At 37.0% G+C, this 23,888-nt stretch carries 33 protein-coding genes and 1 riboswitch; of the genes, 29 read left to right on the forward strand and 4 right to left on the reverse strand.

Features of this window, described 5'->3' with window-relative positions; translation table 11 throughout:
* From V7164_RS05170 to V7164_RS05290, 25 genes are all read left to right on the forward strand, one after another.
* Nucleotides 1–344 (forward strand): hypothetical protein (locus V7164_RS05170; RefSeq protein WP_335353531.1); only part of this gene is annotated, 344 nt, incomplete at its 5' end.
* The gene (locus V7164_RS05175) at nucleotides 341–2,056 is read left to right on the forward strand and encodes a terminase large subunit domain-containing protein (protein WP_335353532.1); all 1,716 of its coding nucleotides are present in this window, start codon (nucleotides 341–343) and stop codon (nucleotides 2,054–2,056) included. The genes V7164_RS05170 and V7164_RS05175, both read left to right, overlap by 4 nt.
* 20 nt (nucleotides 2,057–2,076) lie before the next feature.
* Nucleotides 2,077–3,216 (forward strand): phage portal protein, encoded by a 1,140-nt coding sequence (locus V7164_RS05180; protein WP_335353533.1) that lies wholly within the window; start codon nucleotides 2,077–2,079, stop codon nucleotides 3,214–3,216.
* Complete coding sequence (locus tag V7164_RS05185; RefSeq protein WP_335353534.1) at nucleotides 3,216–3,944, forward strand: head maturation protease, ClpP-related; 729 nt, start codon at nucleotides 3,216–3,218, stop codon at nucleotides 3,942–3,944. The genes V7164_RS05180 and V7164_RS05185 overlap by 1 nt, the downstream gene beginning before the upstream one ends.
* Nucleotides 3,945–3,971: 27 nt before the next feature.
* Complete coding sequence (locus V7164_RS05190; protein ID WP_335353535.1) at nucleotides 3,972–5,120, forward strand: phage major capsid protein; 1,149 nt, start codon at nucleotides 3,972–3,974, stop codon at nucleotides 5,118–5,120.
* An 18-nt stretch (nucleotides 5,121–5,138) separates the two neighbouring features.
* On the forward strand, nucleotides 5,139–5,450 hold the full coding sequence (locus V7164_RS05195) for a hypothetical protein (RefSeq protein WP_335353536.1): 312 nt from the start codon (nucleotides 5,139–5,141) through the stop codon (nucleotides 5,448–5,450).
* A 5-nt stretch (nucleotides 5,451–5,455) separates the two neighbouring features.
* Nucleotides 5,456–5,758 (forward strand): hypothetical protein, encoded by a 303-nt coding sequence (locus V7164_RS05200; protein ID WP_335353537.1) that lies wholly within the window; start codon nucleotides 5,456–5,458, stop codon nucleotides 5,756–5,758.
* Nucleotides 5,745–6,101 carry a phage head closure protein gene (locus V7164_RS05205; RefSeq protein ID WP_335353538.1) on the forward strand — a complete coding sequence of 119 codons (357 nt, stop codon included), beginning with the start codon at nucleotides 5,745–5,747 and terminating at the stop codon, nucleotides 6,099–6,101. The genes V7164_RS05200 and V7164_RS05205 overlap by 14 nt, the downstream gene beginning before the upstream one ends.
* Nucleotides 6,101–6,520, forward strand: a complete 420-nt coding sequence (locus tag V7164_RS05210) for an HK97 gp10 family phage protein (RefSeq protein ID WP_335353565.1) — start codon at nucleotides 6,101–6,103, stop codon at nucleotides 6,518–6,520. The genes V7164_RS05205 and V7164_RS05210 overlap by 1 nt, the downstream gene beginning before the upstream one ends.
* Entirely contained in the window at nucleotides 6,517–6,939 is a 423-nt protein-coding gene (locus V7164_RS05215) for a phage tail terminator family protein (protein ID WP_335353539.1), read from the forward strand. Before V7164_RS05210 ends, V7164_RS05215 begins: the two co-directional genes overlap by 4 nt.
* 1 nt (nucleotide 6,940) lies before the next feature.
* Nucleotides 6,941–7,999 (forward strand): phage tail sheath C-terminal domain-containing protein, encoded by a 1,059-nt coding sequence (locus V7164_RS05220; RefSeq protein WP_335353540.1) that lies wholly within the window; start codon nucleotides 6,941–6,943, stop codon nucleotides 7,997–7,999.
* A 13-nt stretch (nucleotides 8,000–8,012) separates the two neighbouring features.
* On the forward strand, nucleotides 8,013–8,447 hold the full coding sequence (locus V7164_RS05225; RefSeq protein WP_335353541.1) for a phage tail tube protein: 435 nt from the start codon (nucleotides 8,013–8,015) through the stop codon (nucleotides 8,445–8,447).
* Between the two features lie 16 nt (nucleotides 8,448–8,463).
* Nucleotides 8,464–8,853 carry a phage tail assembly chaperone gene (locus tag V7164_RS05230; RefSeq protein ID WP_335353542.1) on the forward strand — a complete coding sequence of 130 codons (390 nt, stop codon included), beginning with the start codon at nucleotides 8,464–8,466 and terminating at the stop codon, nucleotides 8,851–8,853.
* A gap of 193 nt (nucleotides 8,854–9,046) precedes the next feature.
* Nucleotides 9,047–11,008, forward strand: coding sequence for a hypothetical protein (locus V7164_RS05235; protein WP_335353543.1), 1,962 nt, complete (start codon nucleotides 9,047–9,049; stop codon nucleotides 11,006–11,008).
* Nucleotides 11,009–11,022: 14 nt separating this feature from the next.
* Nucleotides 11,023–11,451 carry a hypothetical protein gene (locus V7164_RS05240; protein ID WP_335353544.1) on the forward strand — a complete coding sequence of 143 codons (429 nt, stop codon included), beginning with the start codon at nucleotides 11,023–11,025 and terminating at the stop codon, nucleotides 11,449–11,451.
* The gene (locus tag V7164_RS05245; RefSeq protein WP_335353545.1) at nucleotides 11,451–12,413 is read left to right on the forward strand and encodes an XkdQ/YqbQ family protein; all 963 of its coding nucleotides are present in this window, start codon (nucleotides 11,451–11,453) and stop codon (nucleotides 12,411–12,413) included. Before V7164_RS05240 ends, V7164_RS05245 begins: the two co-directional genes overlap by 1 nt.
* Nucleotides 12,414–12,758, forward strand: coding sequence for a DUF2577 domain-containing protein (locus V7164_RS05250; RefSeq protein ID WP_335353546.1), 345 nt, complete (start codon nucleotides 12,414–12,416; stop codon nucleotides 12,756–12,758).
* Nucleotides 12,758–13,201, forward strand: coding sequence for a DUF2634 domain-containing protein (locus V7164_RS05255; RefSeq protein WP_335353547.1), 444 nt, complete (start codon nucleotides 12,758–12,760; stop codon nucleotides 13,199–13,201). Before V7164_RS05250 ends, V7164_RS05255 begins: the two co-directional genes overlap by 1 nt.
* A complete protein-coding gene (locus V7164_RS05260; protein WP_335353548.1) occupies nucleotides 13,194–14,267 on the forward strand; it encodes a baseplate J/gp47 family protein in 1,074 nt (357 codons plus the stop codon). Before V7164_RS05255 ends, V7164_RS05260 begins: the two co-directional genes overlap by 8 nt.
* Nucleotides 14,260–14,778, forward strand: a complete 519-nt coding sequence (locus tag V7164_RS05265; protein ID WP_335353549.1) for a putative phage tail protein — start codon at nucleotides 14,260–14,262, stop codon at nucleotides 14,776–14,778. The genes V7164_RS05260 and V7164_RS05265 overlap by 8 nt, the downstream gene beginning before the upstream one ends.
* A gap of 2 nt (nucleotides 14,779–14,780) precedes the next feature.
* Complete coding sequence (locus V7164_RS05270; RefSeq protein WP_335353550.1) at nucleotides 14,781–15,638, forward strand: tail fiber protein; 858 nt, start codon at nucleotides 14,781–14,783, stop codon at nucleotides 15,636–15,638.
* Nucleotides 15,638–16,006 carry a hypothetical protein gene (locus tag V7164_RS05275; RefSeq protein WP_335353551.1) on the forward strand — a complete coding sequence of 123 codons (369 nt, stop codon included), beginning with the start codon at nucleotides 15,638–15,640 and terminating at the stop codon, nucleotides 16,004–16,006. Before V7164_RS05270 ends, V7164_RS05275 begins: the two co-directional genes overlap by 1 nt.
* A gap of 50 nt (nucleotides 16,007–16,056) precedes the next feature.
* Complete coding sequence (locus tag V7164_RS05280; RefSeq protein WP_335353552.1) at nucleotides 16,057–16,209, forward strand: hypothetical protein; 153 nt, start codon at nucleotides 16,057–16,059, stop codon at nucleotides 16,207–16,209.
* Between the two features lie 94 nt (nucleotides 16,210–16,303).
* Nucleotides 16,304–16,714 carry a phage holin family protein gene (locus V7164_RS05285; RefSeq protein WP_335353553.1) on the forward strand — a complete coding sequence of 137 codons (411 nt, stop codon included), beginning with the start codon at nucleotides 16,304–16,306 and terminating at the stop codon, nucleotides 16,712–16,714.
* The gene (locus V7164_RS05290; RefSeq protein WP_335353554.1) at nucleotides 16,711–17,457 is read left to right on the forward strand and encodes an N-acetylmuramoyl-L-alanine amidase; all 747 of its coding nucleotides are present in this window, start codon (nucleotides 16,711–16,713) and stop codon (nucleotides 17,455–17,457) included. Before V7164_RS05285 ends, V7164_RS05290 begins: the two co-directional genes overlap by 4 nt.
* A 255-nt stretch (nucleotides 17,458–17,712) precedes the next feature.
* On the opposite strand, the gene V7164_RS05295 is transcribed toward V7164_RS05290, so the two are convergent.
* The 3 genes from V7164_RS05295 to V7164_RS05305 are packed head-to-tail and all read right to left on the reverse strand — an operon-like array spanning nucleotide 17,713 to nucleotide 18,547.
* Nucleotides 17,713–17,979 carry a hypothetical protein gene (locus tag V7164_RS05295; RefSeq protein WP_335353555.1) on the reverse strand — a complete coding sequence of 89 codons (267 nt, stop codon included), beginning with the start codon at nucleotides 17,977–17,979 and terminating at the stop codon, nucleotides 17,713–17,715.
* Between the two features lie 17 nt (nucleotides 17,980–17,996).
* The gene (locus V7164_RS05300) at nucleotides 17,997–18,344 is read right to left on the reverse strand and encodes a hypothetical protein (protein ID WP_335353556.1); all 348 of its coding nucleotides are present in this window, start codon (nucleotides 18,342–18,344) and stop codon (nucleotides 17,997–17,999) included.
* The gene (locus tag V7164_RS05305) at nucleotides 18,344–18,547 is read right to left on the reverse strand and encodes a helix-turn-helix transcriptional regulator (RefSeq protein WP_335353557.1); all 204 of its coding nucleotides are present in this window, start codon (nucleotides 18,545–18,547) and stop codon (nucleotides 18,344–18,346) included. The genes V7164_RS05300 and V7164_RS05305 overlap by 1 nt, the downstream gene beginning before the upstream one ends.
* A gap of 451 nt (nucleotides 18,548–18,998) precedes the next feature.
* Between V7164_RS05305 and V7164_RS05310 the strand changes: the two genes are divergently transcribed.
* From V7164_RS05310 to V7164_RS05320, 3 genes are read left to right on the forward strand one after another with little or no spacing between them, the layout of a single operon-like run.
* Entirely contained in the window at nucleotides 18,999–19,184 is a 186-nt protein-coding gene (locus V7164_RS05310; RefSeq protein WP_335353558.1) for a hypothetical protein, read from the forward strand.
* A complete protein-coding gene (locus V7164_RS05315; RefSeq protein WP_335353559.1) occupies nucleotides 19,181–20,353 on the forward strand; it encodes an FtsK/SpoIIIE domain-containing protein in 1,173 nt (390 codons plus the stop codon). The genes V7164_RS05310 and V7164_RS05315 overlap by 4 nt, the downstream gene beginning before the upstream one ends.
* Nucleotides 20,334–20,939, forward strand: coding sequence for a hypothetical protein (locus V7164_RS05320; RefSeq protein ID WP_335353560.1), 606 nt, complete (start codon nucleotides 20,334–20,336; stop codon nucleotides 20,937–20,939). The genes V7164_RS05315 and V7164_RS05320 overlap by 20 nt, the downstream gene beginning before the upstream one ends.
* Nucleotides 20,940–21,347: 408 nt before the next feature.
* On the opposite strand, the gene V7164_RS05325 is transcribed toward V7164_RS05320, so the two are convergent.
* The gene (locus V7164_RS05325) at nucleotides 21,348–21,548 is read right to left on the reverse strand and encodes a helix-turn-helix domain-containing protein (protein ID WP_335353561.1); all 201 of its coding nucleotides are present in this window, start codon (nucleotides 21,546–21,548) and stop codon (nucleotides 21,348–21,350) included.
* A gap of 889 nt (nucleotides 21,549–22,437) precedes the next feature.
* Nucleotides 22,438–22,539, forward strand: a riboswitch (purine riboswitch).
* A gap of 114 nt (nucleotides 22,540–22,653) precedes the next feature.
* Between V7164_RS05325 and V7164_RS05330 the strand changes: the two genes are divergently transcribed.
* Nucleotides 22,654–23,805 carry a BMP family lipoprotein gene (locus tag V7164_RS05330; RefSeq protein ID WP_335346189.1) on the forward strand — a complete coding sequence of 384 codons (1,152 nt, stop codon included), beginning with the start codon at nucleotides 22,654–22,656 and terminating at the stop codon, nucleotides 23,803–23,805.
* Nucleotides 23,806–23,888: the final 83 nt, after the last annotated feature.

Here is a 23,888-nt window from a genome sequence, read left to right on the forward strand (position 1 = left end):
GGAGGGGTATAATGGAAAAAGTAAATTTTGATGAATTAAGAAATCAATTATTAGCACGTATTGATACTGAAGATTTGCTGGAAGTAAAAAAAGTAAACGATTTAATTAGGCTGCATGAATTAGATGCACAATGCGATAAAGTAATTGATCGTGACGGAGTAAGTATTGTAATCGAAAATGGCTCACAAAAATTTATTAAGAGTCATCCCAGTATGAATGAAAAAATGAAAATCAACGCTCAAAAAATCGCATTGGAAAAATCGATTAAATTTAAATTGAAGGCAGCCCCTACCCCTGCAGCATCAACTGTGGAAGACAAACCGAAGCGTGGTAGTTTAATTTGATTAGTTATCCGTACATCGAAGAATATATTTGTCAGTGGCGAGAAGGCGAAATCATTTTAAATAAAGAGCGAATAATGCTCATCGAATGGTTAGAACAAGACATCCTGACGATGGAGGATATATATTTTGATAGTGAACAGATTGAAAACTTCATTCAGTTTGCTAACAAATGGTATTTCCCCTTAGAGCCATTCCAAAAGTTTTTAACCTGCTTCATTTTTTTGCGTTATAAGGATTCAGATGACTTAGTGTTTGATGAGTTTCTTATATACATGGCTCGTGGTGCTGGTAAGAATGGTTTTATTTCAGCACTTGTTAATTATTTGATTAGCGAGCTTCATGGCATTGATTTTTATAATGTTTCAATTGTGGCCAACAGTGAAAAACAAGCGAAAACATCATTCACAGAAGTTTTTAATACCATTGATATGAATGATGATCTGAAAGCATATTTCAAACATCAAAAGGCTGTCATTGAATCAGTTGATACGAAATCAATCTTTCAGTTTCATACGTCTAATGCCAGCACAAAAGATGGTTTGCGTGATGGTTGTGTGGTTTATGATGAAGTGCATGAATATGAAAATAATGATGTAGTCGATGTATTCTCGGGAGGTCTTGGTAAAGTCAAAGACAGCCGAGAATTTTTTATTGGAACAGATGGTTTCGTGCGTGATGGGTTTATCGATCGTTTAAAAGAACGTGCATTAAGTATTTTAAAACGTGAAGTATCGGTTAAAGAAGATTCGTTATTCCCGTTCATGTGTTGCATCGATGATGAAGAAGAAATGCACGATATGAACATGTGGCAAAAAGCTAATCCAATGTTCCATCCACCATTATCTGCTTATGCAAAGACGCTGTACAAAAAAGTTTTGAAACAATATCGCAAACTTCAAAACGATTCATCAGGTTACGAAAACTTCATTACGAAGAGAATGAATTTGCCGAAAGTTGATTTAGAAAAGTCAGTAACATCCTGGGAGAAAATCGAAGCAACAAATCAGGAATATGATTTAGTGCAATTAAAACAACGTGAATGTATTGGTTGTGTTGACTATGCTTCTATTCGCGACTTTGTGGCAAATGGGTTGTTGTTTGTGGAAAGCGATAAATTTATCTTACCAGTGGAATTAACGCAATCATTTGTGTGTAAACCATTTGCTGATAAGCATTATGCGTATAGCGGCAATAAAGCAGAAGGAAACAATAAAAAAGACCATCGTAAATTTGCTCCTATTAAGAAATGGGAAGAAGATGGATTTTTAACAGTCCTCCACAAGGACACGATGGATCCTCACTTAATTGTTAAATGGTTTGTTGATAAACGGGACGAAGGTTGGAACATCATTAAGATTGTTGGGGATAATTTCCGAATGGAAATTTTAAGACCTTTATTTGAAGCGGAAGGTTTTGAGGTTGAAGTAATACGTAATCCAGATGCAGCTAGTGCATTGTTATCACCAAAAATCGAATTAGCATTCGACAACCATAATGTAATTTTCGGAGATAATCCAGTAATGCGCTGGTACACAAATAATGTATTGGTTGTTATTGATAATAAGGGCAATAAGTTATATCGCAAAAAAGAGCCAGTCAAACGCAAAACGGATGGTTTTATGATGTTTTTATATGGTGTATGGGCATCAAGAGATTTAGATAATTACGATGCTTCAGATGCTTTAGATATACTAGATGCACTTAATTTCTAGGGAGGGGGTGAAAATGTAAAATGGGATTTTTGGACACGGTTTTAAGACGCAATAAGGAACTTGAATCTATGTTTGATCTTGATTTATTTTCCGAAAATGTTCCGCATCGAGCCTATTTAAAAAAGATGGCTTTAGAAACATGTATCAATTTCATTGGTCGAACAATTAGCCAGTCTGATTTTAGATTTATGAAAAATGGAAAGCGGCAACTTGATGATTGGCATTATTTAATGAATGTTAGGCCAAACACAGATCAGTCAGCATCAGATTTTTGGCAGAAGTTTGTTTATGAGTTGATAAACGAAAATGAGGTTTTAGTTATCCTAACGGATAATAACGATCTATTGATTGCTGATAGTTTCACTCGTGTGGAATATGCCGTTTATCCGGATATATTCAAGGATGTTACCGTTAAGGAGCATACCTTTAAACGCTCATTCAAGATGGATGAAGTTCTTTATCTTACCTACAACAATGAAAAACTATCAAAGTTTATGGAAGGTATGTTTGAGGACTTTGGCGATTTGTTTAGTAGGATGATTGAAACAAGCAAGAGGGCTAATCAGATTCGGGGAACAGTTGATATTGATTCCACCCAACCTCTTGATGAAAAAAATCAAAAAAAATTACAAAATTTTATCGATAAATTGTTCAACTCATTTAAGAATAATCTAGTTGCAATTGTCCCCAAATTAAAAGGCTTTGATTATACCGAGGTTTCTAAAGGTGATGTAAATGGAAAATCCATCGATGAAATCATTAAACTTAAAAAATCTTTAATAGATGATGTGGCAGATATTTTGGGTATTCCTAACGCTTTGATACATGGTGAACTTTCGGATTATGAGACTAGTATTAAAGCTTATTTGAAATTTTGTATTAATCCATTAAATAAAAAGATTAGTGATGAGCTTAATGCAAAGTTGATTGAAAAAGAAGACTATTTAAAAGGCGATAAAATTCAAATACGGGGCATCGCAGAATTGAATCCACTTGAAGTTGCTAACGCAGTTGATAAATTGCGAGCAAGCGGGGTTTATAACGGTAATGAAATCCGTGAGAAGTTAGGGGATGAACGAGTGGATAATCCAGCACTAGATGAATATGTAATCACGAAAAACTATCAATCTGCAGATTCTATGGAAGGAGGTGAAAGCTAGTGAAGACAATCGAAGTTAAAGGTGTAATCGTCTTGAATGATTACAAAGAAGTCTATGAGTGGTTTGGCTATGAATGTACTTCTCCAAATGATGTTATTAATCAACTTCCAAAAGATAATTCTCCTGTTGAAGTTATTATTAACTCGGGTGGCGGACATGTTGATGCAGGGAATGAAATCTATGCACGTCTTAAAGGGTATCAAGGTGAAGTAACTACTAAAACTTATTCTTTAGCGGCAAGCGCAGCATCCATAATTGCAATGGCAAGTAATAACGGGGGTAAAACTTTAATTGCTCCTACAGCTCAGTTCATGATCCATAATGTTTCTGGATTAAGCGAAGGTGATTATCGATCACATGTTAAAGAAGCGCAGGTTTTAGAAAACTATAACAAAGCGATTGCTACAGCCTACACTTTGAAAACTGGTAAGACTGAAGAAGACATTCTTCAAATGATGAATGATGAAACCTGGTTAAATGCTCAACAAGCAGTTGAGTATAATTTCGCAGATAGGATATTGTTTGACGAGAAAACTCAATTTGTCGCATCAGTAAATTCAGGGATTCTTCCACAGAGTGTAGTAGATAAAGCTCGACAAATGATGAAAATGAACTCCGGTATCTCAAATGATCAATTGGATTATATCGTCAATCAAGTAACTGAAAGATTCAAACAAAATATTACTTTCAAAAATGAACCTAGTAAGCGTAGAGGGTTCATTTTTTAATACCTAAAATTAGGAGGATGAAATTAAATGGTTATTAAATTAAACAATCACACTAAGTCTTATGAGGATGCAAAATTAAATTATGCTGCAGTTGTTAAAAATGAAGAATCAACACCTGAACAAATCGAAAAAGCTTGGACTGAAATGCAAGATGCGTTAGTAAATTCCTTAACAACACAAATTACAAATCAAGTTGCTGCTAACACAGTAGACCAAGTGGTTTTAACAAATCGTGGCGTGGACGTTATGACGTCTGAAGAAAATAAATTCTTCAATGCAGTAGTGCAATCTGACGGTTTCACAGATGATTTAGTATTACCTGAAACAGTAACAGAAAAAATTTACGAGGACTTAAAATCTGAACATCCTTTATTATCAGTTATCAACTTCCAAAACCTAGGTACAATTACATTAACAACAATCACATCAGAGTATGAGGGTGCAGCTGTATGGGGTCCAATCTTTGGGGATATCAAGGGTCAGCTAGATGCAGCGTTCAAGCAAGAAAACATCGCACAATCTAAATTAACAGCATTTGTTGTATTGCCGAAAGACCTTGCTAAATTTGGCCCAACATGGGTGAAGGCGTATGTACAAGCTCAAATCACAGAAACATATGCAGTAGCTTTAGAATCTGCCGTAATTAATGGTGCTGGTCCTATTAAGCATCAACCAATCGGTTTAATTCGTGATTTACAAGCGGCGGTGGACCCAACAAATGGTCATGCCAAAAAAGCTGTAACAGGCACATTAACTTTAGCTAACGATGAAACAATTATCGATGAATTTGCCGGAATTGGTGAACTGTTATCTGTGAAACAAGATGGTAAACCATTAAATGTAGATGGCAAAGTAGCGTTAATCATCAATCCTACAGACTCTTGGAAATTACGTAAAAAGTTCACTACTCGTAACGCGCAAGGTGCTTATATCACAAACGTTCCATTTGATTTTAAAATCATCACTTCTTTATTTGCTACAGCAGGAGAGGTTATTGCATTCGTTTCAGACCGTTACGATGCTTATCGTGGTGGTGGTGTTGAAGTGAAGGAATACGACCAAACCTTAGCGATTGAAGATTGCAACTTACACGTTGCGAAAACATTTGCATTCGGTAAGCCTCGTGATAACAAAGTAGCTGCTATTTATACATTGGATTTCACGCCAGCACCATAAAGTTAGGAGGATATTGAATTGATGTATAAGGTAATCAGTCGATTTAGAGATAATGATGGGCAAGTCTACGAAGTAGGGGAGGATTATCCGAAGGGAGACTCCAAACCCATAGGAGCGCGGATTGAGCAACTGTCTTCCGTCCATCCAAAATACAAACGAGTTTTCATTGAAGCTGCAAGCGACGATAAGACTGACTTAGAAGAAAAGGAGAAAGAGGAAATCAAGGCTGAATTGGAATCTATTGGTGTCTCTTTTCATCCTAACACAGGCCTTGAAAAGCTAAGAGAAAAACTTGAAGAAGCTAAAGCTAGCAAAGAAACCAAGGAGTGATGTGAATGAGCATCACGGACATTGTTTTAAATGAATTCAAGGAAAGGATGCACTTAGGAGGTCATGAAGATGATAACCTGAGACGCATCCTTTCTGCGTCTTTAAAAGACTTAAAAAGGATTTGCGGGGATTATGACATAAATACCGATGAAGATTTTAAAGAATTAGTTTTCGAGCGCTCAAGATATGTTTATAACGATGCATTAGAATACTTCCATACTAATTTTTTAACGCAGATCAATAATCTAAATCTCAACAAAGCACTCGAAAGTATAATTGTGGACGGTGAGCCAGATGCAACCGTTTAAGTACGTTCCTAAATTGAACACTGGGCAATTAAGACATTGGATAGATCTATATGGAAAAGTAAAAACAAAAAATGAATTAAATGAAACAACTTATAAATACCAAAAAATCAAATCCACTTGGGCAGCTATCATCCCTCAAACAGGTAGATTACAAAAACAACAGGTTGAAACTATTTTGTCTAATGTTACGCATAAAGTGATTGTCCGTTATGAGTCTGATAAAGATATTACCCAAGACATGTACATCATGTTTATTGGAAAAAGATTCGACATTAAGTACATTCTCAATCCTTATTTTAAGAATGAAACCCTTGAAATCTTCTGCGAGGAAGTGATTGAGTGATGCAATTGAACGGTTTAAGCGAATTCCAGCGTGATTTATTGGATGTTGCACAAAAAAAACTTCCAAGAGAATCTCCAAAAATTATGCGTAAAATTGGCAGTAAGGCGCGGACACAAGTCGCTAAAAAAGCGCGTCAATTGGTCAAGAAGAAAACGGGCGGTTATCACAAGAAGTGGAAACGTGGAAAGGTTTTTAAAGGCCATGGTGGGGAATTTGTTGTCCGTGTTTACAACGCCAGCCCGCATGCCCACTTACTTGAACACGGTCACAGGATGGTGACAAAAGACGGTAGAGAAGTTGGATTTGTTCAGGGTAAAAAGCCTTTAGAAAAAGCCATGAGGGAATTTGATGACAGCGGAACAGCAACCGAAATGCTGTCTGATTGGCTTGATGATTTGTTAAGGAGTGGAAGGTTGTGATTACTTACAGGGATATAAAAACGGCTATTGTCAAGAAGCTGGATGATGAATTTGAAATTGAAATTCAGAGCACTGACGTGATTGAAGGTTTTCATAGACCTTCTTTTTTTGTGTCTTTTGATAACCAAAACAAGTCCTCCAACCTCGACCAAATCGAAAGGTCCTTGACTATTCGAATTAATTATTTCCCTTCTGACCGTTATGAATACGCTCTCGAAATACTGGATATCACCGAGAAACTAGAAACCGTCTTTGATCTAAAGTTACCTGTCTTGGACCGATTAATTAATATTAACGAAGTCCAGAGCGTTGTTACTGACGGAGTATTGGAGTTTTCCTTTGATATTGAGTTCTTTGACGGTAAAGAAGTTGAAGAAGCTGAAAAAATGCAAGAACTAGAAATTGTGAGAGGTGAATGAAATGGGATTACCGGAAATTAATATTGAATTTAAAGGTAAGGCTGTAAGTGCTATATCCCGTTCCGCTTTGGGAATCGTTGCTTTAATCCTTAAAGACGATAAAGGAACCTTTGATTCAAAAGAATATAGAGACATCAGTGATTTAGTTGAAGCTGATTGGAGTGCTGACAATGTGGATTACATTAAAAAGACATTAGACGGCACACCATCAAAAGTTATTGTGGAACGACTTGATGCTGATGCACTGAATTATACTGAAGCATTAGCAAGATTGAACAGTAAGAAGTGGAATTACCTTGCTATCCCAGGAATTGCAGCTCTTGAAGTGTCTGACATTGTTTCTTGGATTAAATCCAAGCGTGATAATGACAAGAAAACTTTCAAAGCAGTTCTTCCAAACATCGAAGCAGATCATGAGGGTGTTATTAATTTCACGACTGAAAATATCGTTGTAGCTGGGAAAACATATTCAGCTTCTGAATATACAGCTCGCATTGCTGGAATCCTTGCTGGACTTCCTTTCACTCGTTCTGCGACATATTATGTGCTTCCAGAAGTTGAAGCCATAACAGAAGCAGCTGACCCGAATGCTGCCATTGATGCTGGGGAATTAATCCTAGTCAATGACGGTGACAAGTTCAAAATCGGTCGTGGAGTAAACAGCTTAACGTCCACAACGATTGAAAAGACAGAGGACTTTAAGAAAATCAAAATCCTTGAAGTTATGGACATGGTTCTTGATGATATCCGGGATACTTTTAACAATCAGTATGTTGGTAAAGTACCGAATACGTACGACAATCAAGTCCTTTTCTTTACCTCTGTCAATGCTTATTTCAAGACTCTTGCGGGTGACGATATTCTGGATCCTTCCTTTGAAAACAGAGCGACTGTAAACGTTGAAGCACAGCGTTTAGCCTGGGAGAGTATTGGAACAGAGACAACTGATTGGGATGATCAAAAAGTAAAAAATATGTCATTTAAATCAAAGGTGTTTGCAGCTGGAAACATCAAAATTATCGATGCTATGGAAGACCTAGACTTCCAGATTGCTATTTAAGGAGGGATAAAGAATGACAAAGGTAAAAAGTAATAAACAGATTAATGGAACATTTGGTGCTGTGTGGGTAAACGGAGAAAAATGGATGGACGTTCAAAGCTTTGAGGCTAAAGTTACTATCAACTATGAAGATGTAAATATGGCGGAAGATTTGGCAACCCACAAGAAAATGACAGGTTGGGCTGGCGAAGGCACAATGTCTGTTAAAAAGGTTTATAGCCGCGGGGCATCATTAATGGCAGTGGCCGTTAAAACGGGACAAATGCCTGACATCAGCATTGTTGGTAAATTAGCGGATCCTGATGCATTTGGTCAAGAGCGTGTAACCATCAGCGAAATCACCTTTAATGAATTTATGCTCATGAAATTTGAACAAAAGTCACTTGGGACAGAAGAGCTGCCGTTTAACTTTGCGGACTTTGACCCAATTGATCTTATTCTTGCATAAAGGGAGGATTTATTGGATGTCTAAGAAAAAACTTACGATCACCGATTTAATTGAACAAAAAGAGAAATTAACAAAATCTAAAAAGAAAACTAGGGAACTATACATTGACCAATTAGGTGGAACAATCACCATTGAAGCACCTGAAAGGTCGCTGGTATTGGATAGCATTGATTTGTCAAATGACAACAGCTATGAGGGAAACCCTGATGACTTTTTAGTATATAACATCGTAGTGGAACCAAATTTAAAGGATCCAGAGCTACAAAAAATTTACGAATGTAAAGAACCAGTGGACATTGTTTCAAAGATTTTCGATGTTGGGACAATCACAGGAATTGCAAAGGAAGCCATGAACCTTGCTGGCTACAATAGTAAAGTTACTCCGGTGGATGATTTAAAAAACTAATCAAGAGTGATGAAGACTTTTATTTACTTCATCACTACCTTCAAAAAGGAGAAAGACTAGAATACCTATTGAACTTGCCAGCAACAGAAAAAATGTTTATGCAAGCTAGTATGGAAGTGCATTTTGAGGAAGAAAAGGCAAAGTGGGGAACCACCTAGCTTTTTCTTCTTTTTTATTAAGGCGGTGAGATTGATTGGCAGATAGGGTCATATCGGCAGTATTGACGTTAAGGGATGGGAACTTCTCATCAACAGCAAGTCAAGCTGCTTCCAATACTAGGGAATTAGAGCAAAGAATCAGATATGCGGGTAACACTATTGGACGGTTCGGAAGATCAGCAACTTCCAGTTTTACCAATGTCGCAAAAAGCGTGGTAGGTTTAGCTGCTGCTTACATGGGGTTTAGCGCGGTCAAAGACCTTACGACAGACATGATTGAACTAGCAGCGGCAGCAAAAGCAACTGAAGCACAGTTCGAGCAAGTGTTCACTGGTATACAATCAAATGCTGAAAATGCACTGAACCGAGTGGCTGAGGAAACACAAGTATTACCTTCAAGATTAAAAGGCAGTTTTATCAGTATGGCTGCATTTGCTAAGACAGCCGGAGCTGATGGAGAAAAAGCGTTATCTATCGCAGAACGGGCAACACTTGCGGCAGCTGATGGAGCAGCGTTTTATGATAAGTCAATTGAAGAAGTAACCGAGAGCTTACAGTCATTCTTGAAGGGTAACTTTGCTAACGATGCTGCATTAGGTATTTCAGCAACAGAAATGACGAGGAACGCAGCGGCTGCGGATTTATTTGGAAAGAAGTATAAGGATTTAACCGAGTTACAAAAACAAGAAACGTTATTAAAAATGGTCGAGGATGGAAACAAATTATCCGGTGCAATGGGTCAAGCTTCCCGTGAGGGTGACGGATTTGAGAACGTCATCGGGAACTTAAAGCAAAGTTGGGCGGATTTGAAAGCGAACATGGGTCAAGCCATATTGGAGCCTGTCGTGAAAGTATTGCAAGGTATGACAACAGCTGTTTTGAACTTTGACCCTAAACCTGTTACCTCATTTCTGGAAAAGTCCGTAAAGTTCGGTAAAACAGTAAAGGATGTTTTCTGGACAATCAAAGAAAGTGTTATGTCCCTTTATTATGATACCGGGGAAGTCTCAGACTTATGGCAAAACTTAGGCCTACCTAAAAACGTAAGTGACAATATAGCGTCTTTTGGTGAAGTGTTGAGGACAGTAGCTAGAGGAATCGGGACTGTTAAGGAAACAATCATGTCCCTTTATTATGACACAGGCGAGGTATCTGATCTGTGGCAGAACATGGGCTTTTCTGAACGGACAAGTGACCTTATAGCCACATTTGCTGAATTATTGAAAACAACAATAGCCGGTAGTATCACCTTTGTAAAAGATGCAGCTGTCGGAACGTTCAACTTTATTAAAAATAATTGGTCATTGATTGGTCCAGTTATTGCCGGAGTGGCAGCGTCAGTAGCAGCTCTTAAAATGGGTATTGTTGCTATTACAGCTGTAAAAACCACATGGACGGCAGTAACAACTGCGGTGCAAGTAGCGACTGCCCTATTGAATGGTACACTTGCAATATCACCACTTGGATGGGTTGCTATTGCGATTGGTGTAGTAGTCACAGCAGGTATTCTCTTATGGAAAAACTGGGATACAGTGATAGAAAAAGCAGGGCAACTATGGGAATGGTTGAAGAAGGTATGGTCAGGCATAGAAAAAGGATTTGCAAGTGCTTGGCAAGCTGTTCAACGTGCAGCGGGTTCAGCAATTAATTTTATGATCGACAAGGTAAACGGAGTTATTAGTTTAATCAATAAAATTCCAGGGGTCGAGATTGAAGCGGTCGGAAAAGTAAATTGGGGAAAAGAAAATTTACCAAAAAACGCTATGGGAACATCTTATTTCACAGGAGGCCCTACTCTTATTCATGAACGAGGCGGAGAGATTGTAGACTTGCCAAATGGTTCAAGGATATACCCACATGACAAATCGGTTCAGATGGCAAGGAATGAGTCAAAAGGGAACCCAATCACGATAAATATTAACGGGGTAGGAAAGTCCACAAATGATATTGTCAATGAAATGGTGCCTGCTTTGAAACTAGCATTGTCCAATATGTAAGGAGGGAGTTAAAAGTGGATATTTTTCTTAGTACGATGGATAGAAAACAACTTATTAAACTCCCGATTATCCCTAAAGAAATAATGATTAGTTCACCGGGACAAACAGAGATTTATTCTACAATCTCACAAGGTGATATAAAGCTAATAGGTCCACCGGGTCTAAGAGGACTTAGCTTTTCCTCATTCTTCCCCTTTGAGAGTTATCCCTTTGCTAAGGACCGGAGCTATAAAGGTATGCGATATGTCCACATGATAGAAAATTGGAAGGCAAGCAAGGAACCTATTCGGCTCGTTATAACAGGGAAAAAGGCTGCGATGGTGAATATGCTTTGCGCAATTGAAAACATTGAGTTCGGTTCACAGGACGGTACGACTGATATCTATTACACCTTATCCCTAAGTGAATTTAAATTATTACCACTAAGAAAGAGGAATATATAATGGCTCATGAATTGTGGAGGATTAACGTTTCTCAAGCCATCGATATTACTCCTATTGTTGGCTCAATTTCTTGGTCAGATGACGTTGACACGTTAGGTCAGCAATTAACCTTTAATACAGCTTACAATGACACACGATATTTTCCACAGGTCAGCATTGAGCCGGGAGATACCATTCTATTAAAAAATAAGAATGAAATCTTTAGGGGAACGATGGTAACGGAACAAAGGAACGGACAGTTTGAAAGAGTGTTCACTTGCTTTGATCCTGCTTTTTATCTAAATAAATCAAAAGAAATTTTCCAATGCAATAAGGTTCGGGCTGATGTAGCCATTAAGCAATTATGTAACATGTTTAATGTGCCGATTGGTAATGTTGTTTCGATTCCGGCCGTTATCAAGAAAATCTTTAACGGTGAAATATCAGCAATTATTAAAGAAATTCTTGAAATAGCAGAGAATACGTTGGGCATAAAATACCGATTTGAAATGAGATCAGGTAAATTATTTATTGAAAAACAAACTGCTTTAATTGTTAAGGGCACTTTTACTCTTGCTGGCATTGAATATGATTTGAACGAGAGTATTTCTAATCCATCACGAAAAAGAAGCATCGAGGAAATGAAAAACTCTATTAAAATTATAAATAATGATAAGGTTGTTACCACGGTAAGGGATGAAGGTTTGATATCTAAATATGGGCTGTTGCAGGAGGTTCATAGCGTAAACGATGATGAAAAATCAAAAGCAAAGAATATTGCCAATAATATTCTAAAGGAATTAGGAAAAGTTTTAGAAGAAAATTCATTGGATATGTTGGGAAATGATGAGGTTAGAGCTGGTAGATTAATTGAAATTAACGAACCTAAGACAGGCATGTCTGGTAGGTGCTTAATAAAGTCTGTGAATCACACATTAGATAAAGGAATACACAGAATGTCCTTGCAATTGAGGGTGATATAAATGAGTATGACTGAGCTTGCACAACTATTTAAAGATAGAGAAAACAAACCATATTTTGGCCCGCAAGTAGGTAAAGTAATATCTCCACCACCTGGCTTAAAAGTTCAACTTGGAGACAAGATCATTCTTGATAATGACCATTTAGTTATTGCTGCAAGTGTTCTTTCTGGATATGCACGAGAAATCACAATTGATGGGGCAACGACTACTGCAGCATCCTCTATCACAAAAATAGATGGAAAGCTAAAATTTAATGATTATTTGAAAACAGGGGATGAGGTTATTTTAATTCCATCTACTGATGAACAAACCTATTATTTAATAGACAAGGCGGTGAGGTTCTAGTGTTTCCGGAGATCGTCAACATTGAGAACATTCCAATAGAAAATAACCAAGACGAGCTTCCAGAGATCAAGCCGTCTTTTCTATTTGACTTCAAAAAGGGTGATTTCGTCCTGGTCAATGGAAATCCTGTCAAGGTTGAAGGAATCGAAGCTTTAAAGGTATGGATTGAAAAAACTTTAAGAACTGAAAAATATAGATTCAAAGTCTATGAAGGCACAGATTACGGAACTAGCCTTGAGGATCTAATTGGGCAGAATTTACCGCCTGCTTTTGTGGAAAGTGAATTGCAGCGAGAAATAAATGAAAGTCTCTTACGGCATCCAATAATTGATAGTGTTTCAAACTTTGATCTTGAAAAGAATAATTCGAACTTAACTGTAAAGTTCACAGTAAACCTTATAGGTGGAAGTGAGTTTGAACAGGAGCTGATCTATAATGTTTGAAAATAAAACAAAAGAAACCATCCACACTGAAATGCTCAAAACAGTTTCAGATAACTATGATAAAACATTAGGGTCATTTATTTATGATTCTACCGAGCCTGTGGCTGACCAGATGAGCAAGGGATATAAGAATTTAGATGTCGTTGTTAGTAAATTAAGTATCGATAATTTAACAGGTGAGGAATTAGAAAAAAGAGTCAATGAGCGTACTGGAACAACTCGTAAAAAGGCTACTTTTGCAACTTCTTTGGTCACTGTAAATGGACAACAAGGTGCAGTTATTAATATAGGTGATAAAGTATCCTCTGACACTGTTAATTATAGCTTTCAAGAATCTAAGGTCATCACTTCTAGTGGTGAAGTTGATGTATTAGTCATGTGTGATGTAGCTGGCACAATTGGTAATGCACCGGCTAACAGTATTAAATCCTTCCCAATTACCTTACAAGGTCTAACATCAGTGACAAATAAAGAGTCGGTAACAAATGGCTATGAAGCCGAGTCCGATACCGAGTTACTAAAGAGATATTACGAGCGTATTCAGACCCCACCAACAAGCGGAAATAAGGCCCATTATAAGAACTGGGCTAAAGAGGTTAATGGTGTAGGTGAAGCTAAGATTTTCCCTCTCTGGGCTGGTGATAATACAGTAAAAGTTGTGATTATTGATTCAAACAAATCCCCTGCAAGTGAGGATCTAGTTGCTGATGTTCAAGACCATATTGATCCAGGCATTACAGGTTTAGGAGATGGGGAGGCGGGTATCGGTGCTTTTTGTACAGTAGTTAGTGCGGCTGGATTAGCAATAAACATTTCTTTTTCTGCAGTTAAAGATCCAGCATTTACAGATCAACAAAGGCAAATAAGTGTGGAAGCTAAGGTTAATGAATATTTAAATGAAATTGCATTTGTGGATCCCCAATTAAGCTACGCAAAGATAGGGGCGTTAATCCTATCTTCCGATGGTATCTTGGATTATTCGAATCTATTAATAAATGGCGGTACATCTAATATCCTGATTAATGATGAAGAAGTGCCAGTCTTAGGAGTGATAACTATTGATTGATTATCTCTCTTTAGATATGCGTAAAAGCAATATTTATCAAGAAATATTCAAAGCTGATAGTCGGCAAATAGATATTTTTAATGCCAGTATCGAGGATATAAAGAAGCAGCTGTTAATCGATACGGCAACCTGGGGATTGGCCATTTATGAAAAGGAATTAAAGATAAAAACAGACCTTAACAAACCTTTAGGGGAAAGAAGATCTGTTATTAAATCCAAACTGAGGGGATCAGGTAAGGTTGATCACATTTTGATTAAACTTGTTGCTGATGCCTATTCAAATGGGGATGTAGTTGTTTCGTTTAATGGCCGTATTGTTGTTAAATTTACTTCTCTTTATGGGATCCCACCAAATTTAGAGGACGTAAAAAACGCACTAGAAGATATTAAACCAGCACATTTGGCCATTGAGTATGAATTTAATTATTTATTGATCAAAGAAATTCATAATGTAAAAACACTAATCGAAATGGACCAAATCCCTCTTAATAAATTTGCAGGAGGTGCATAGGATTGGCAAATAATACAACGCGGTTAGGATTATTGAAAAAAGATCCTGCAACAGATGGAAACGACACATTCAACATTCAAACCATGCTAAATGACAACTGGGATAAGATAGATCAAAGGGCTGCGTTACTTGATCCCGAAACAGGGAAGGTTCCTGCTGATCAATTAAGTGTAGACACAAGTGATCTTGCAACTAAGCAAGAGCTTGCTACGCATTTGGCGGATAAAGTAAATCATATTACTGCGGCTGAAAGAACTGCTTGGAATAGCAAATCAAACTTTTCAGGGAGCTATAATGATTTAACGAATAAACCAACGATACCAGCATTAAACAATACCGTAACAAGTACAAGTACAGTGCAAGCAGCCACTGCGAATGCTGTAAAAATAGCACACGATAAGGCGGTATCTGCTGAAAACTTGGCAAATGCAGGGACAAGCCAAACAGGGGTATACACAGACACGACAACCACTATCCAACCTTTAGCGCTATACACGAAAAGAATACCATTAACAGGGAATCCTAAAAGAGGAACATTAAGATTGATTAGGTCATCAAGACAATATTTCCTCTTCGCGCAATTTACAACGATTAGGGCAGAAACAGTCGGTGTAAGGATTGACAATGGTAGTTCTTCCGCTACGTACGTTGGTCTTGATGGCAGTGGTGGAGACATATTTGGGAATGGTGAGGGAAATGTCTTTTTTGGCGTAAATATACAACTAGTTGGGGCATGGATAGACGGTGCAAAAAATGAACTAGTGCTAGAATTTAAAAATAGGTCTACCACAACTCCTGCGACATTTAATTTATCACCAACACCGGGGACCAATACAGGCCTCATTTGGGAGGTATCCTAATGAAAACAATCGTATATAGCAAAATAACAAATCTGCCATGTGGTGAAGTATTAGAAGGCGATACGCCACAAGATGAGATTCTAAGAAGCGCTATTCCTAGTTTTGGCGGAACAGAATCCGATTATGATTATATCGAAGTATCAGAAGAAGTTTACAAGAAATTCAGCAAATATGAATTTACAATCGTAAACGGCGAAATTGTTTTCGGGAATGAAAAAGTGAATGACGATCAACCGGCAGAACCTAGCCCATTAGAAAAATTGCAACAAGATAACATTTTGTTAAAAGCACAAAATCAAGCATTAATAGAACGAACGGACTTTCATGAGGAACTGATCGCAGAGCTAGCGATGTTTGTTTATCCATGATAGTCCGTTTTTTCATAAATTTTATTATAAAAATATTAGGAGATGATGAAATGATGGCATTACTATTCGCACAAAGAGTGATTTTAGGGAAAACAGCATTTGAGGATGTTCCAAATAGTTTAAAGCCTGGAGTATACGAGCACTTGAAAGACAGTGGTGTTGAGTTTTTAGCTGGTGATTATCAACCACCTACTGCACCATAGGACGATAATGCGCAACAAGCACCACTTTTAAGTAGGTGTATTTTTTATGACTTGAGGGCTCAATGAGTCCTCTTTTTATTTGGAGGGAAAGGATATGGATAAATTTTTCCAAGTAATTACGGCAATTGTTGCAGGGGGGATTCAATTCTTGTACGGAGATTGGACTATCCTATTAACCATTTTATTAGCTTTAACGATTATTGATTTTGTTAGTGGAATTGCTGCATCATTTGCTGAAGGTAATTTGAAAAGTAAAATTGGAATGATTGGAATCGCACGAAAAGTATTTATCTTTCTTATGGTAGCTGTTGCTCATCTTATAGATCTCCTTCTTATTGAAAGCGGATTAGAAACAAAAGCATTGGTAATGACAATGGTTATTGTGTTTTATGCTGTAAATGAAATTTTAAGTATTACAGAAAATGCAGGGAGAATCGGCTTGCCAGTTCCAGAACAGATTAAAAATGCCATTGTTGTTTTAAAGGGAAAGGATGAACGTAAATGACCAAATGGAAACAAGATGCAGGTCATGGCGGTAAAGATCCTGGAGCAGTAGCAAAGGGAAATATCGAGAAAGTCTATACTCTTGAAGCGGCATTATACGTAAATAAGCGTTTAATAGATCACGGAATTGAAAGTGAGTGCTCCAGATACAAAGATGAAACTTTAGATGAAGATCAAAGAGTGGCCAAGGTTAAAAAGTTTAACAAGTGTATGTCTCACCATCTAAATGCTGGTGGTGGTAGTGGAATAGAAGTCATTCATTCGATATACTCCGATGGTAAATTTGAGCACTTGCTAATTGAGGAATTTAGAGCAGCTGGCTATCCAGTGAGACCTAGACCTGTATTCTTTAGGTCTCTTCCAAACAATCCAAAACAAGATTTTTATTACATGCATAGGCGCACCGGTGACTGTCGAACAACAATAATTGAATATGATTTTGTGGACGGCCCTCAAGCAGAAAAGATTAAAGACCAGGCTTATCGGGAGGGTATGTATGAGTGTGTGGTCCGTGCTATTTGTAGGGACGAAGGAGTAATGTATAAGCCATTAAATCAAAAGGCGGATATAGTAATAGGGGAACAAAAACTAACTCCAGAACAAGAAAAAGTTAGACAAGAAGCTATTAGATTAGGAATTACTGATGGTAAGGATCCATTTGGTGATATAAACCGAATGTATCTGTGGTCATCACAGATTCCTCTTGCTAGAAGAGTAGAGGAGCTTGAAAAGAAATTGAAGTAATGGTAGAAGCCCTTCTCACTTGAGAGGGGCTTTTTTTAGTGGTGTGATGGAATACCAGTATTTTTAGGTCTCAAACCTTTACCGTATTCTTTTAATAAATTACTTACAGTCATGGGATCCATTTTTAATTCATTCGATATTTCTTGCACCGTTTTGTTTTGGCCATAATACAGAGTAAGTACTTTTGGTAGCTTCCAGAGTGATTTTTCTCTAAATCGGTATGGTACTCTTGGAGGCATATTCATATTAATCACCTCAAAATGGTAAGTCATCCACAGGATCAATAGGCTTGATTTGTTTTACAAGCTCGGTAATATCATTAACCTCATTCCAGATTACCTTTTCAATATCAGTGTCTCTAAATCCAGTTTCTCGCTTCTGCTGCTCAATCCATTCATAAGCCACAACCCCGACAGTAAAGTCGGGATCCTCTTTGAATTCCTGATCATTAACAAAAAACTCGCCGCGGCGCATGTTTCCGGTTCCTTCAACCCTTGTATGTGTTTCAATAATTACTTTCATAATATCTTCACTTAATCTTAGAAAAGCTTCTTCATTAACGAGGAATAAATTTTATCATCAACTTCTATCAAACTTCTTTCCCCGTTTTTAAACTGAATCGCTAATGTATGTGTTCCTTTAGATTTTGCAGATAATCCAGCTAACCATCCCACAGGTCCAAGAATAACCCCACCAACAAACGCTCTTCCTACCGCGCTGGCAGCACTCTTCCTACTTTTCTCGTCAATTATTTCATATTCTTCAACCGTATCTTGATTAATTTCAATACCTTTTGACGTAAAACCCCCAGGAATTTGAACTATTCCAAAAGTGGTCATAATCTTTTTTCCTTGATGATCTCCTGCAATTACTTTGTTTTTGGCCATTAATCTTCTTCCTCTCTTTTAACTAAATCATCAATTGTGATACCAAATATACGGGCTAGACGTTCAGCGTGTTCCAGATCGGGTTGTGTTATATTTCGTACCCAGTTTGAAAAAGTTTGAGGGGACACCCCGCATTGCTTTGCTAAAGCTTTATGTTTCATCCCTTTGACATCAGCCCAATAAGCTATCTTATTTTCAAACATATGTATTCACCTACTCCTAGATACCTATTCGACTTTAAAGGACAAATTCCTGTTATAAAAAAATGGATTAAAAAATCAAATATTTTTGATGGACAAGATATTTTTCTAGTCATTCGCCCATATGATTATTAACAGATCATCCGTAAATCATTTCTTGATGATTTGAAAAACTATTTTGGATCATTAACTAATCGTCACTCTAGGTACACTTGTACAAGAAGAAATCCAATAATGGAACCAAAAACAAAATTTGTTAAGAACGAAATGATGAACGAAGTGAAGAATGGAGTGGAGGTGAAATAATTGGCATCCATTAAAGAATGTTGCTCATGCGGTGAGGAATTACCAACAACGCATTTGTGTTATGTCAATTCTGCAGATGGTTATTATTGCGATTGCTGCATTGATGAAGTAAGAGAGGACTAAAAAATAAAAATGGGGGGGATACGATATGTTTTCAACGGGATTATTACTCTCAGCTGGAGCAACGGTCATAATTGCGATAGTAGATAAAACGTTAGAGGATTCAGGTTATCTTTGGTTAGGAACTGTTTTAAGAATTGCGGTACCAATAGCAGGGATGGCTCTTGGGGTTTACTTTCTACAAACTAATCCTATTTTGGGGTGGTTAAGGTGAAGCTTTTTAAGAACCTTAAAGCCCGCCAGAAGCTAATTACAGCATTTAAGGAAAGTGGACTATATAAAACCATTGGAACAGATGAAAGAAAGATATTCCCTAAAATTCATCAAATTCCAAATGACGAATACGATTATTACGTTTTTACACTTCCAAATGGCGTAGATCCAAAGTTATTAAAAAAGAAATTCTATGTCTTCCAGCAGATATTCGGTGATGGTGTATACCTAGATGGGGAGTTTAAAAAATTCACTCTAACAATTAAGGAAAGCAAGAAAATACCTGAAATTAATTATGACTACCCTAAACTTCTCGAAATCATCAAAAAAGAAAATATTGCGCTGCCCATTGTCTGTGGAGGAGATGAAAACGAAAAGCTTAGGATTTATGATGCAACCAATAGCCCTAACCTTTTGATATACGGCGAACCGGGCAGCGGTAAAAGTTCCATCTTACACGTTATCTTGTCTACTTTGATTCAATACTATTCGCCTGATCAGATTCAATTGTATTTAGCTGATTTTAAAATGAGTGAGTTAAACCTTTATGAAGGAGTTGAGCATTTAAAAAGCATTAGCTATCTTACGAAGGATTTTGCACCGGCTTTAACCCATTTAAAAAAGGAATTAACTAAACGTGGTCAATTACTCAAGGACTACAAAGTAAGACATATTAACAAGCTACCAGATAGGCAGAAACCACCTTACATTGTTCTTTGTGTGGATGAGTTTGTAATGATTAAAGATGACGATATAATGACCGATTTGCTCCAAATTGCAAGTCTTGGAAGAGCATATGGTATTTATCTAATCTTGTCTATGCAGCGTCCTTCACACCGTATTCTTTCCACAGATGTTAGAGGTCTATTATCAGTAAGAATGGGTTTTAGAACCGTTGATAAGCGGAATGCCTTGATTGGGGAAACCCCGGGAAGTGAAAAAATTAGTAAAGATCAGCCCGGAACATTTCTTTTAAACCTTGATGAATTGGCAGAATTAAGAGCTCCATATTTAAATGAGGATAAAACCGAGCTGATATTAAAGCCGTATAAAAAAGCAGATTGGAAGAATCACAATTATAAAATTGAACCAATTGAACCGCCTGCAGAACAAAAACAACCGGCATTAACCGAAAAGGATGTGTTCGCTGATGCCATTGACCAAACGTGATAAAGCAATAATAAAGGATTTGAATAAATTTAGGGTAATGGATCGTGACTCTATCGCTGAGCTATACTTTTCTAATTTGCAAAATCCCACCTATGGTGCTAATAGTGTGTTGCTTAGATTGCTACGTGATGGCGAAATACAGCGGTCAACAGCTTTTTCTCCTTATGTGTATTTCGGGCCTGACGTTAATATAAAGCAAAATTCACAAAAGATAGGACACTTCCTAGCTATCTTAAATGTTTATAAGGAATTAAAGAAGCTTGGTAACCTCGAAACATTCCTGGTTGAACCTAAGTACGCAAAAAAAGGCAGCGCCGAACCGGACGTATTCTGCAAATATCGAAAAACTAATTTCTTCATTGAAGTTCAAAGGACGGTTTACTCGGATAAGTTAATGAGTGACAAGTTAGATAGATACATCGATTTATATAATAGCGGAATCATGGCAGCACCTTTTCCACATGTATTGATTCTTAGTGATCAGCGCTACGGGATCGATGGAGATTACCCATTTCAAGTGTTCCAAGCGGAATCATTTGGTAAGTTTTTATCTTCCTTGAAAGTTGCTCCTTCCACAAGGGGGTAATCTCAATAAGTTAAAATAAAAATTAATTCATAAGGGAGTGGATTAATAATGGTAAAAATCATGATTGAAAAAGTAGAATATAAGCTTTGTGAGAAGTGTGGAGTACACAAAAATCCAGATTCATTCAAAGTAAAGAACAGATCAAGAAAGACCTGTAGCAATTGTAGATCTAAGAAATAGACGGATACTCACTTTTTTTGCAAAAAAAGAAAAAAGGGACTTTGCTCAATGGTGTGAGAAAATCCCTAACGAGATTCGAATATTTTACGAATTCTAGAAGTATTATTTTACCAGTTGATAAGTAAAAAGTATTACAAGTATAATATTGGTAATTGAAAAAAATTTTGTAATAAAACTTGCCTATATGGCAAGGATTACTCCACGGGAGAGTGAGGAGTGGTGCCTCACCTAGCGCCGTGTATCTTCTTCATTTTGATCGATCCATTCGTAGAAGTCTTCTGCGTGACAATTGAGAATTCTAGCAGCCATAACAGTATTCTCGTAACGCATGTCTCGTTGATTTTTGATCCAGCGCGAAACAGTTGATTCATTAACACCCATTCTTCGCGCGAACTCTGCTTGGCTCATATCGCCAAGTAGTGAAGACAAACGGCATCTCCCTCTGTGGAGTGCCATAGTTTTCCTCCTTGCACAGTTGCTTAAATTATATCTTCCATTATGCAAGGATTCAAATATAAAAAGGGAGAGAATTAAATGTATGCATCGCAACCACCGAAATTATTGAATGCTCGACACATTAAGAACATTTTACAAATTTCATATTTTGAAGCTTCTAATATTTTGGATCTAAAAGTACTGCCAGTTATCATTATTGGCAAAAGCAAGAGAGTATTGTCTTGTGATTTTGATAGGTGGTTGCAATCGCAAAAGAGTAACTAAAAGGTAACATAAGGGTAACGCAAGGTAATAAAAAGATGTAAATCATCGTTAAAGATGTTACAGATAGATATGTCTAAAACCGCATAACAAAGCCGTTTTGTTAACTATCGTTAAAGATGTTACAGTATTTAGTGTTATGGGCGGAATGATGTAATAACGCCTCACCAGAAAAAAGAAGCTTCTCATAAGTCATTAGACTTTTGAGAAGCTTTTTATTGGAAAATTTCCCTTTGGACATGTATGTCTCCATGGCTGTTGAATATGACTGTAAGATAAGATTACTCAGAAAGTCCCGAGCACCCGTCTTAATGGAAAATTAAAGCTTAGTTATTATGCTAATAAAGTATTTTGGGAAAATCGGGACACGTTCTATTGCCCCACTATATTAATAAGGCTGCGGAGAATAGACTCTCACGCGGCTTTTTGTTTTTTTATTATATTTCCTGATCGATTGCAACAAGGATTGTGGTTATCAATATTTTTTATTCTTAGCTAATAATTCGCACTACTCACTCAATTTCCGAACATTAATGATTTATTTTAAAAAAGTATTCGTGTTTTTATTGACGGTTGGATTTTCTGATGTTACTATGGGTTAGTATAAAATAAATGTTATTCTCGTATAATATTGGGGATGTGGCCCGAAAGTTTCTACCAAGCTACCGTGAATAGCTTGACTACGAGGTTGTGTATATAAGTATGGAAATAAACTCCATTATCTACCTTCCTAAAGTCAAGCACCGGTGTAAATCGGTGCTTTTTTATTTTTACACAAGCAGCAATTCAACATGATTAACTTAGGAGGATTATTTCAATGACAAAAAGCACAAAGAAAATTGTAATGATATTATTTATAGCTTTAATGACTGCAGTAATGGCAGCATGCGGAAATGACTCAGCTAATGACAATGAAGCTAAGTCTGGAAAAGGAGAAGAAGGATTAAAAATTGCCATAGTAACAAGCCCTTCAGGTGTTGATGATGCCAGCTTTAATGAAGATAATTATAAAGGTATTTTGAGCTTTATTGAAAAGCATCCAACAGCAACAGTAAAGGCTGTTAGAGAAGAAAGTGGCGATCCTGCAGCGTCTATACAAGCTGTTGCTGATATTGTGGCAGATTATGATGTTATTATCACACCTGGGTTTCAATTTGCTGGAGTTTCTAGTATTGCTGTAGAAAATCCTGATAAAATTTTTATTTTAAATGACTCAGAGCCTGCACCTGTAGGGGATCAAAAGGAATTCGATAATGTATATGCGATGAATTTCGCTGAACAAGAAAGTGGCTTTTTTGCAGGAATGGCTGCAGCACTTGAAACAAAATCGAATAAAGTAGCGGTTGTAAATGGGATAGCTTATCCTTCAAATGTAAATTATCAATTTGGCTTTGAATCTGGTGTAAATTATGTAAATGCAGTATATGGAAAAAATGTTGAAATGGTTGAATTATCAGGTTATGCTGGGACGGATGTAACTGGTGCCGATGTGGGTGGTAACTACGCAGGATCTTTTGCAGATGAAGCAACTGGTAAAGTTATTGGAAATGCGTTAATGAAACAAGGTGTAGATATCATTTTTGTTGCTGCAGGTGGTACTGGTAATGGGGTATTCACAGCAGTTAAGGAAGCTAAAGGCGATATTAAAGTCATTGGTGTGGATGTTGACCAATTTGATGAAGGTGTAAATGGTTCTGAAAATATCGTATTAACATCTGCGGTAAAGTTCATGGCTATGAATATTGAAAAGGTATTAAATTCTGTTGCTGACGGAAGCTTTAAAGGTGGAAATGTCGTTCTTTATGCAGATACAGATTCAACTGGTTTTATAAAAGAAGAAGGCCGTCATCAATTATCAGAGGATGCACTTAGTAAAATGAATGAAGCTTACAAGTTAGTTCAAGAAGGTAAAATTGTACCTGCATCTAATTTTAATGGCCATACTCCAGAAAAGTTTCCAGGGTTATAACATTAAATAGAAAAAAGTAATGAAATGAACCATTAGAAGTTTATCATTTCCTAATTTAAGTAAAACTAGGGAATGATGAACTT

This window comes from Bacillus sp. JJ1474 (assembly GCF_036965225.1).
Taxonomy (GTDB): domain Bacteria; phylum Bacillota; class Bacilli; order Bacillales; family Cytobacillaceae; genus Cytobacillus.

Bases quoted from the DNA above. Each gene is read 5' to 3' on its own strand.
- V7164_RS05330 (WP_335346189.1), top strand. From the start codon at position 22,654: ATGACAAAAAGCACAAAGAAAATTGTAATGATATTATTTATAGCTTTA.
- V7164_RS05250 (WP_335353546.1), top strand. From the start codon at position 12,414: ATGAGTATGACTGAGCTTGCACAACTATTTAAAGATAGAGAAAACAAA.
- V7164_RS05295 (WP_335353555.1), bottom strand. From the start codon at position 17,979: ATGAAAGTAATTATTGAAACACATACAAGGGTTGAAGGAACCGGAAAC.
- V7164_RS05180 (WP_335353533.1), top strand. From the start codon at position 2,077: ATGGGATTTTTGGACACGGTTTTAAGACGCAATAAGGAACTTGAATCT.
- V7164_RS05245 (WP_335353545.1), top strand. From the start codon at position 11,451: ATGGCTCATGAATTGTGGAGGATTAACGTTTCTCAAGCCATCGATATT.
- V7164_RS05300 (WP_335353556.1), bottom strand. From the start codon at position 18,344: ATGGCCAAAAACAAAGTAATTGCAGGAGATCATCAAGGAAAAAAGATT.
- V7164_RS05230 (WP_335353542.1), top strand. From the start codon at position 8,464: ATGTCTAAGAAAAAACTTACGATCACCGATTTAATTGAACAAAAAGAG.
- V7164_RS05285 (WP_335353553.1), top strand. From the start codon at position 16,304: ATGGATAAATTTTTCCAAGTAATTACGGCAATTGTTGCAGGGGGGATT.
- V7164_RS05310 (WP_335353558.1), top strand. From the start codon at position 18,999: ATGTTTTCAACGGGATTATTACTCTCAGCTGGAGCAACGGTCATAATT.
- V7164_RS05275 (WP_335353551.1), top strand. From the start codon at position 15,638: ATGAAAACAATCGTATATAGCAAAATAACAAATCTGCCATGTGGTGAA.
- V7164_RS05290 (WP_335353554.1), top strand. From the start codon at position 16,711: ATGACCAAATGGAAACAAGATGCAGGTCATGGCGGTAAAGATCCTGGA.
- V7164_RS05225 (WP_335353541.1), top strand. From the start codon at position 8,013: ATGACAAAGGTAAAAAGTAATAAACAGATTAATGGAACATTTGGTGCT.
- V7164_RS05280 (WP_335353552.1), top strand. From the start codon at position 16,057: ATGATGGCATTACTATTCGCACAAAGAGTGATTTTAGGGAAAACAGCA.
- V7164_RS05210 (WP_335353565.1), top strand. From the start codon at position 6,101: ATGCAATTGAACGGTTTAAGCGAATTCCAGCGTGATTTATTGGATGTT.
- V7164_RS05200 (WP_335353537.1), top strand. From the start codon at position 5,456: ATGAGCATCACGGACATTGTTTTAAATGAATTCAAGGAAAGGATGCAC.
- V7164_RS05305 (WP_335353557.1), bottom strand. From the start codon at position 18,547: ATGTTTGAAAATAAGATAGCTTATTGGGCTGATGTCAAAGGGATGAAA.
- V7164_RS05220 (WP_335353540.1), top strand. From the start codon at position 6,941: ATGGGATTACCGGAAATTAATATTGAATTTAAAGGTAAGGCTGTAAGT.
- V7164_RS05190 (WP_335353535.1), top strand. From the start codon at position 3,972: ATGGTTATTAAATTAAACAATCACACTAAGTCTTATGAGGATGCAAAA.
- V7164_RS05205 (WP_335353538.1), top strand. From the start codon at position 5,745: ATGCAACCGTTTAAGTACGTTCCTAAATTGAACACTGGGCAATTAAGA.
- V7164_RS05320 (WP_335353560.1), top strand. From the start codon at position 20,334: ATGCCATTGACCAAACGTGATAAAGCAATAATAAAGGATTTGAATAAA.
- V7164_RS05260 (WP_335353548.1), top strand. From the start codon at position 13,194: ATGTTTGAAAATAAAACAAAAGAAACCATCCACACTGAAATGCTCAAA.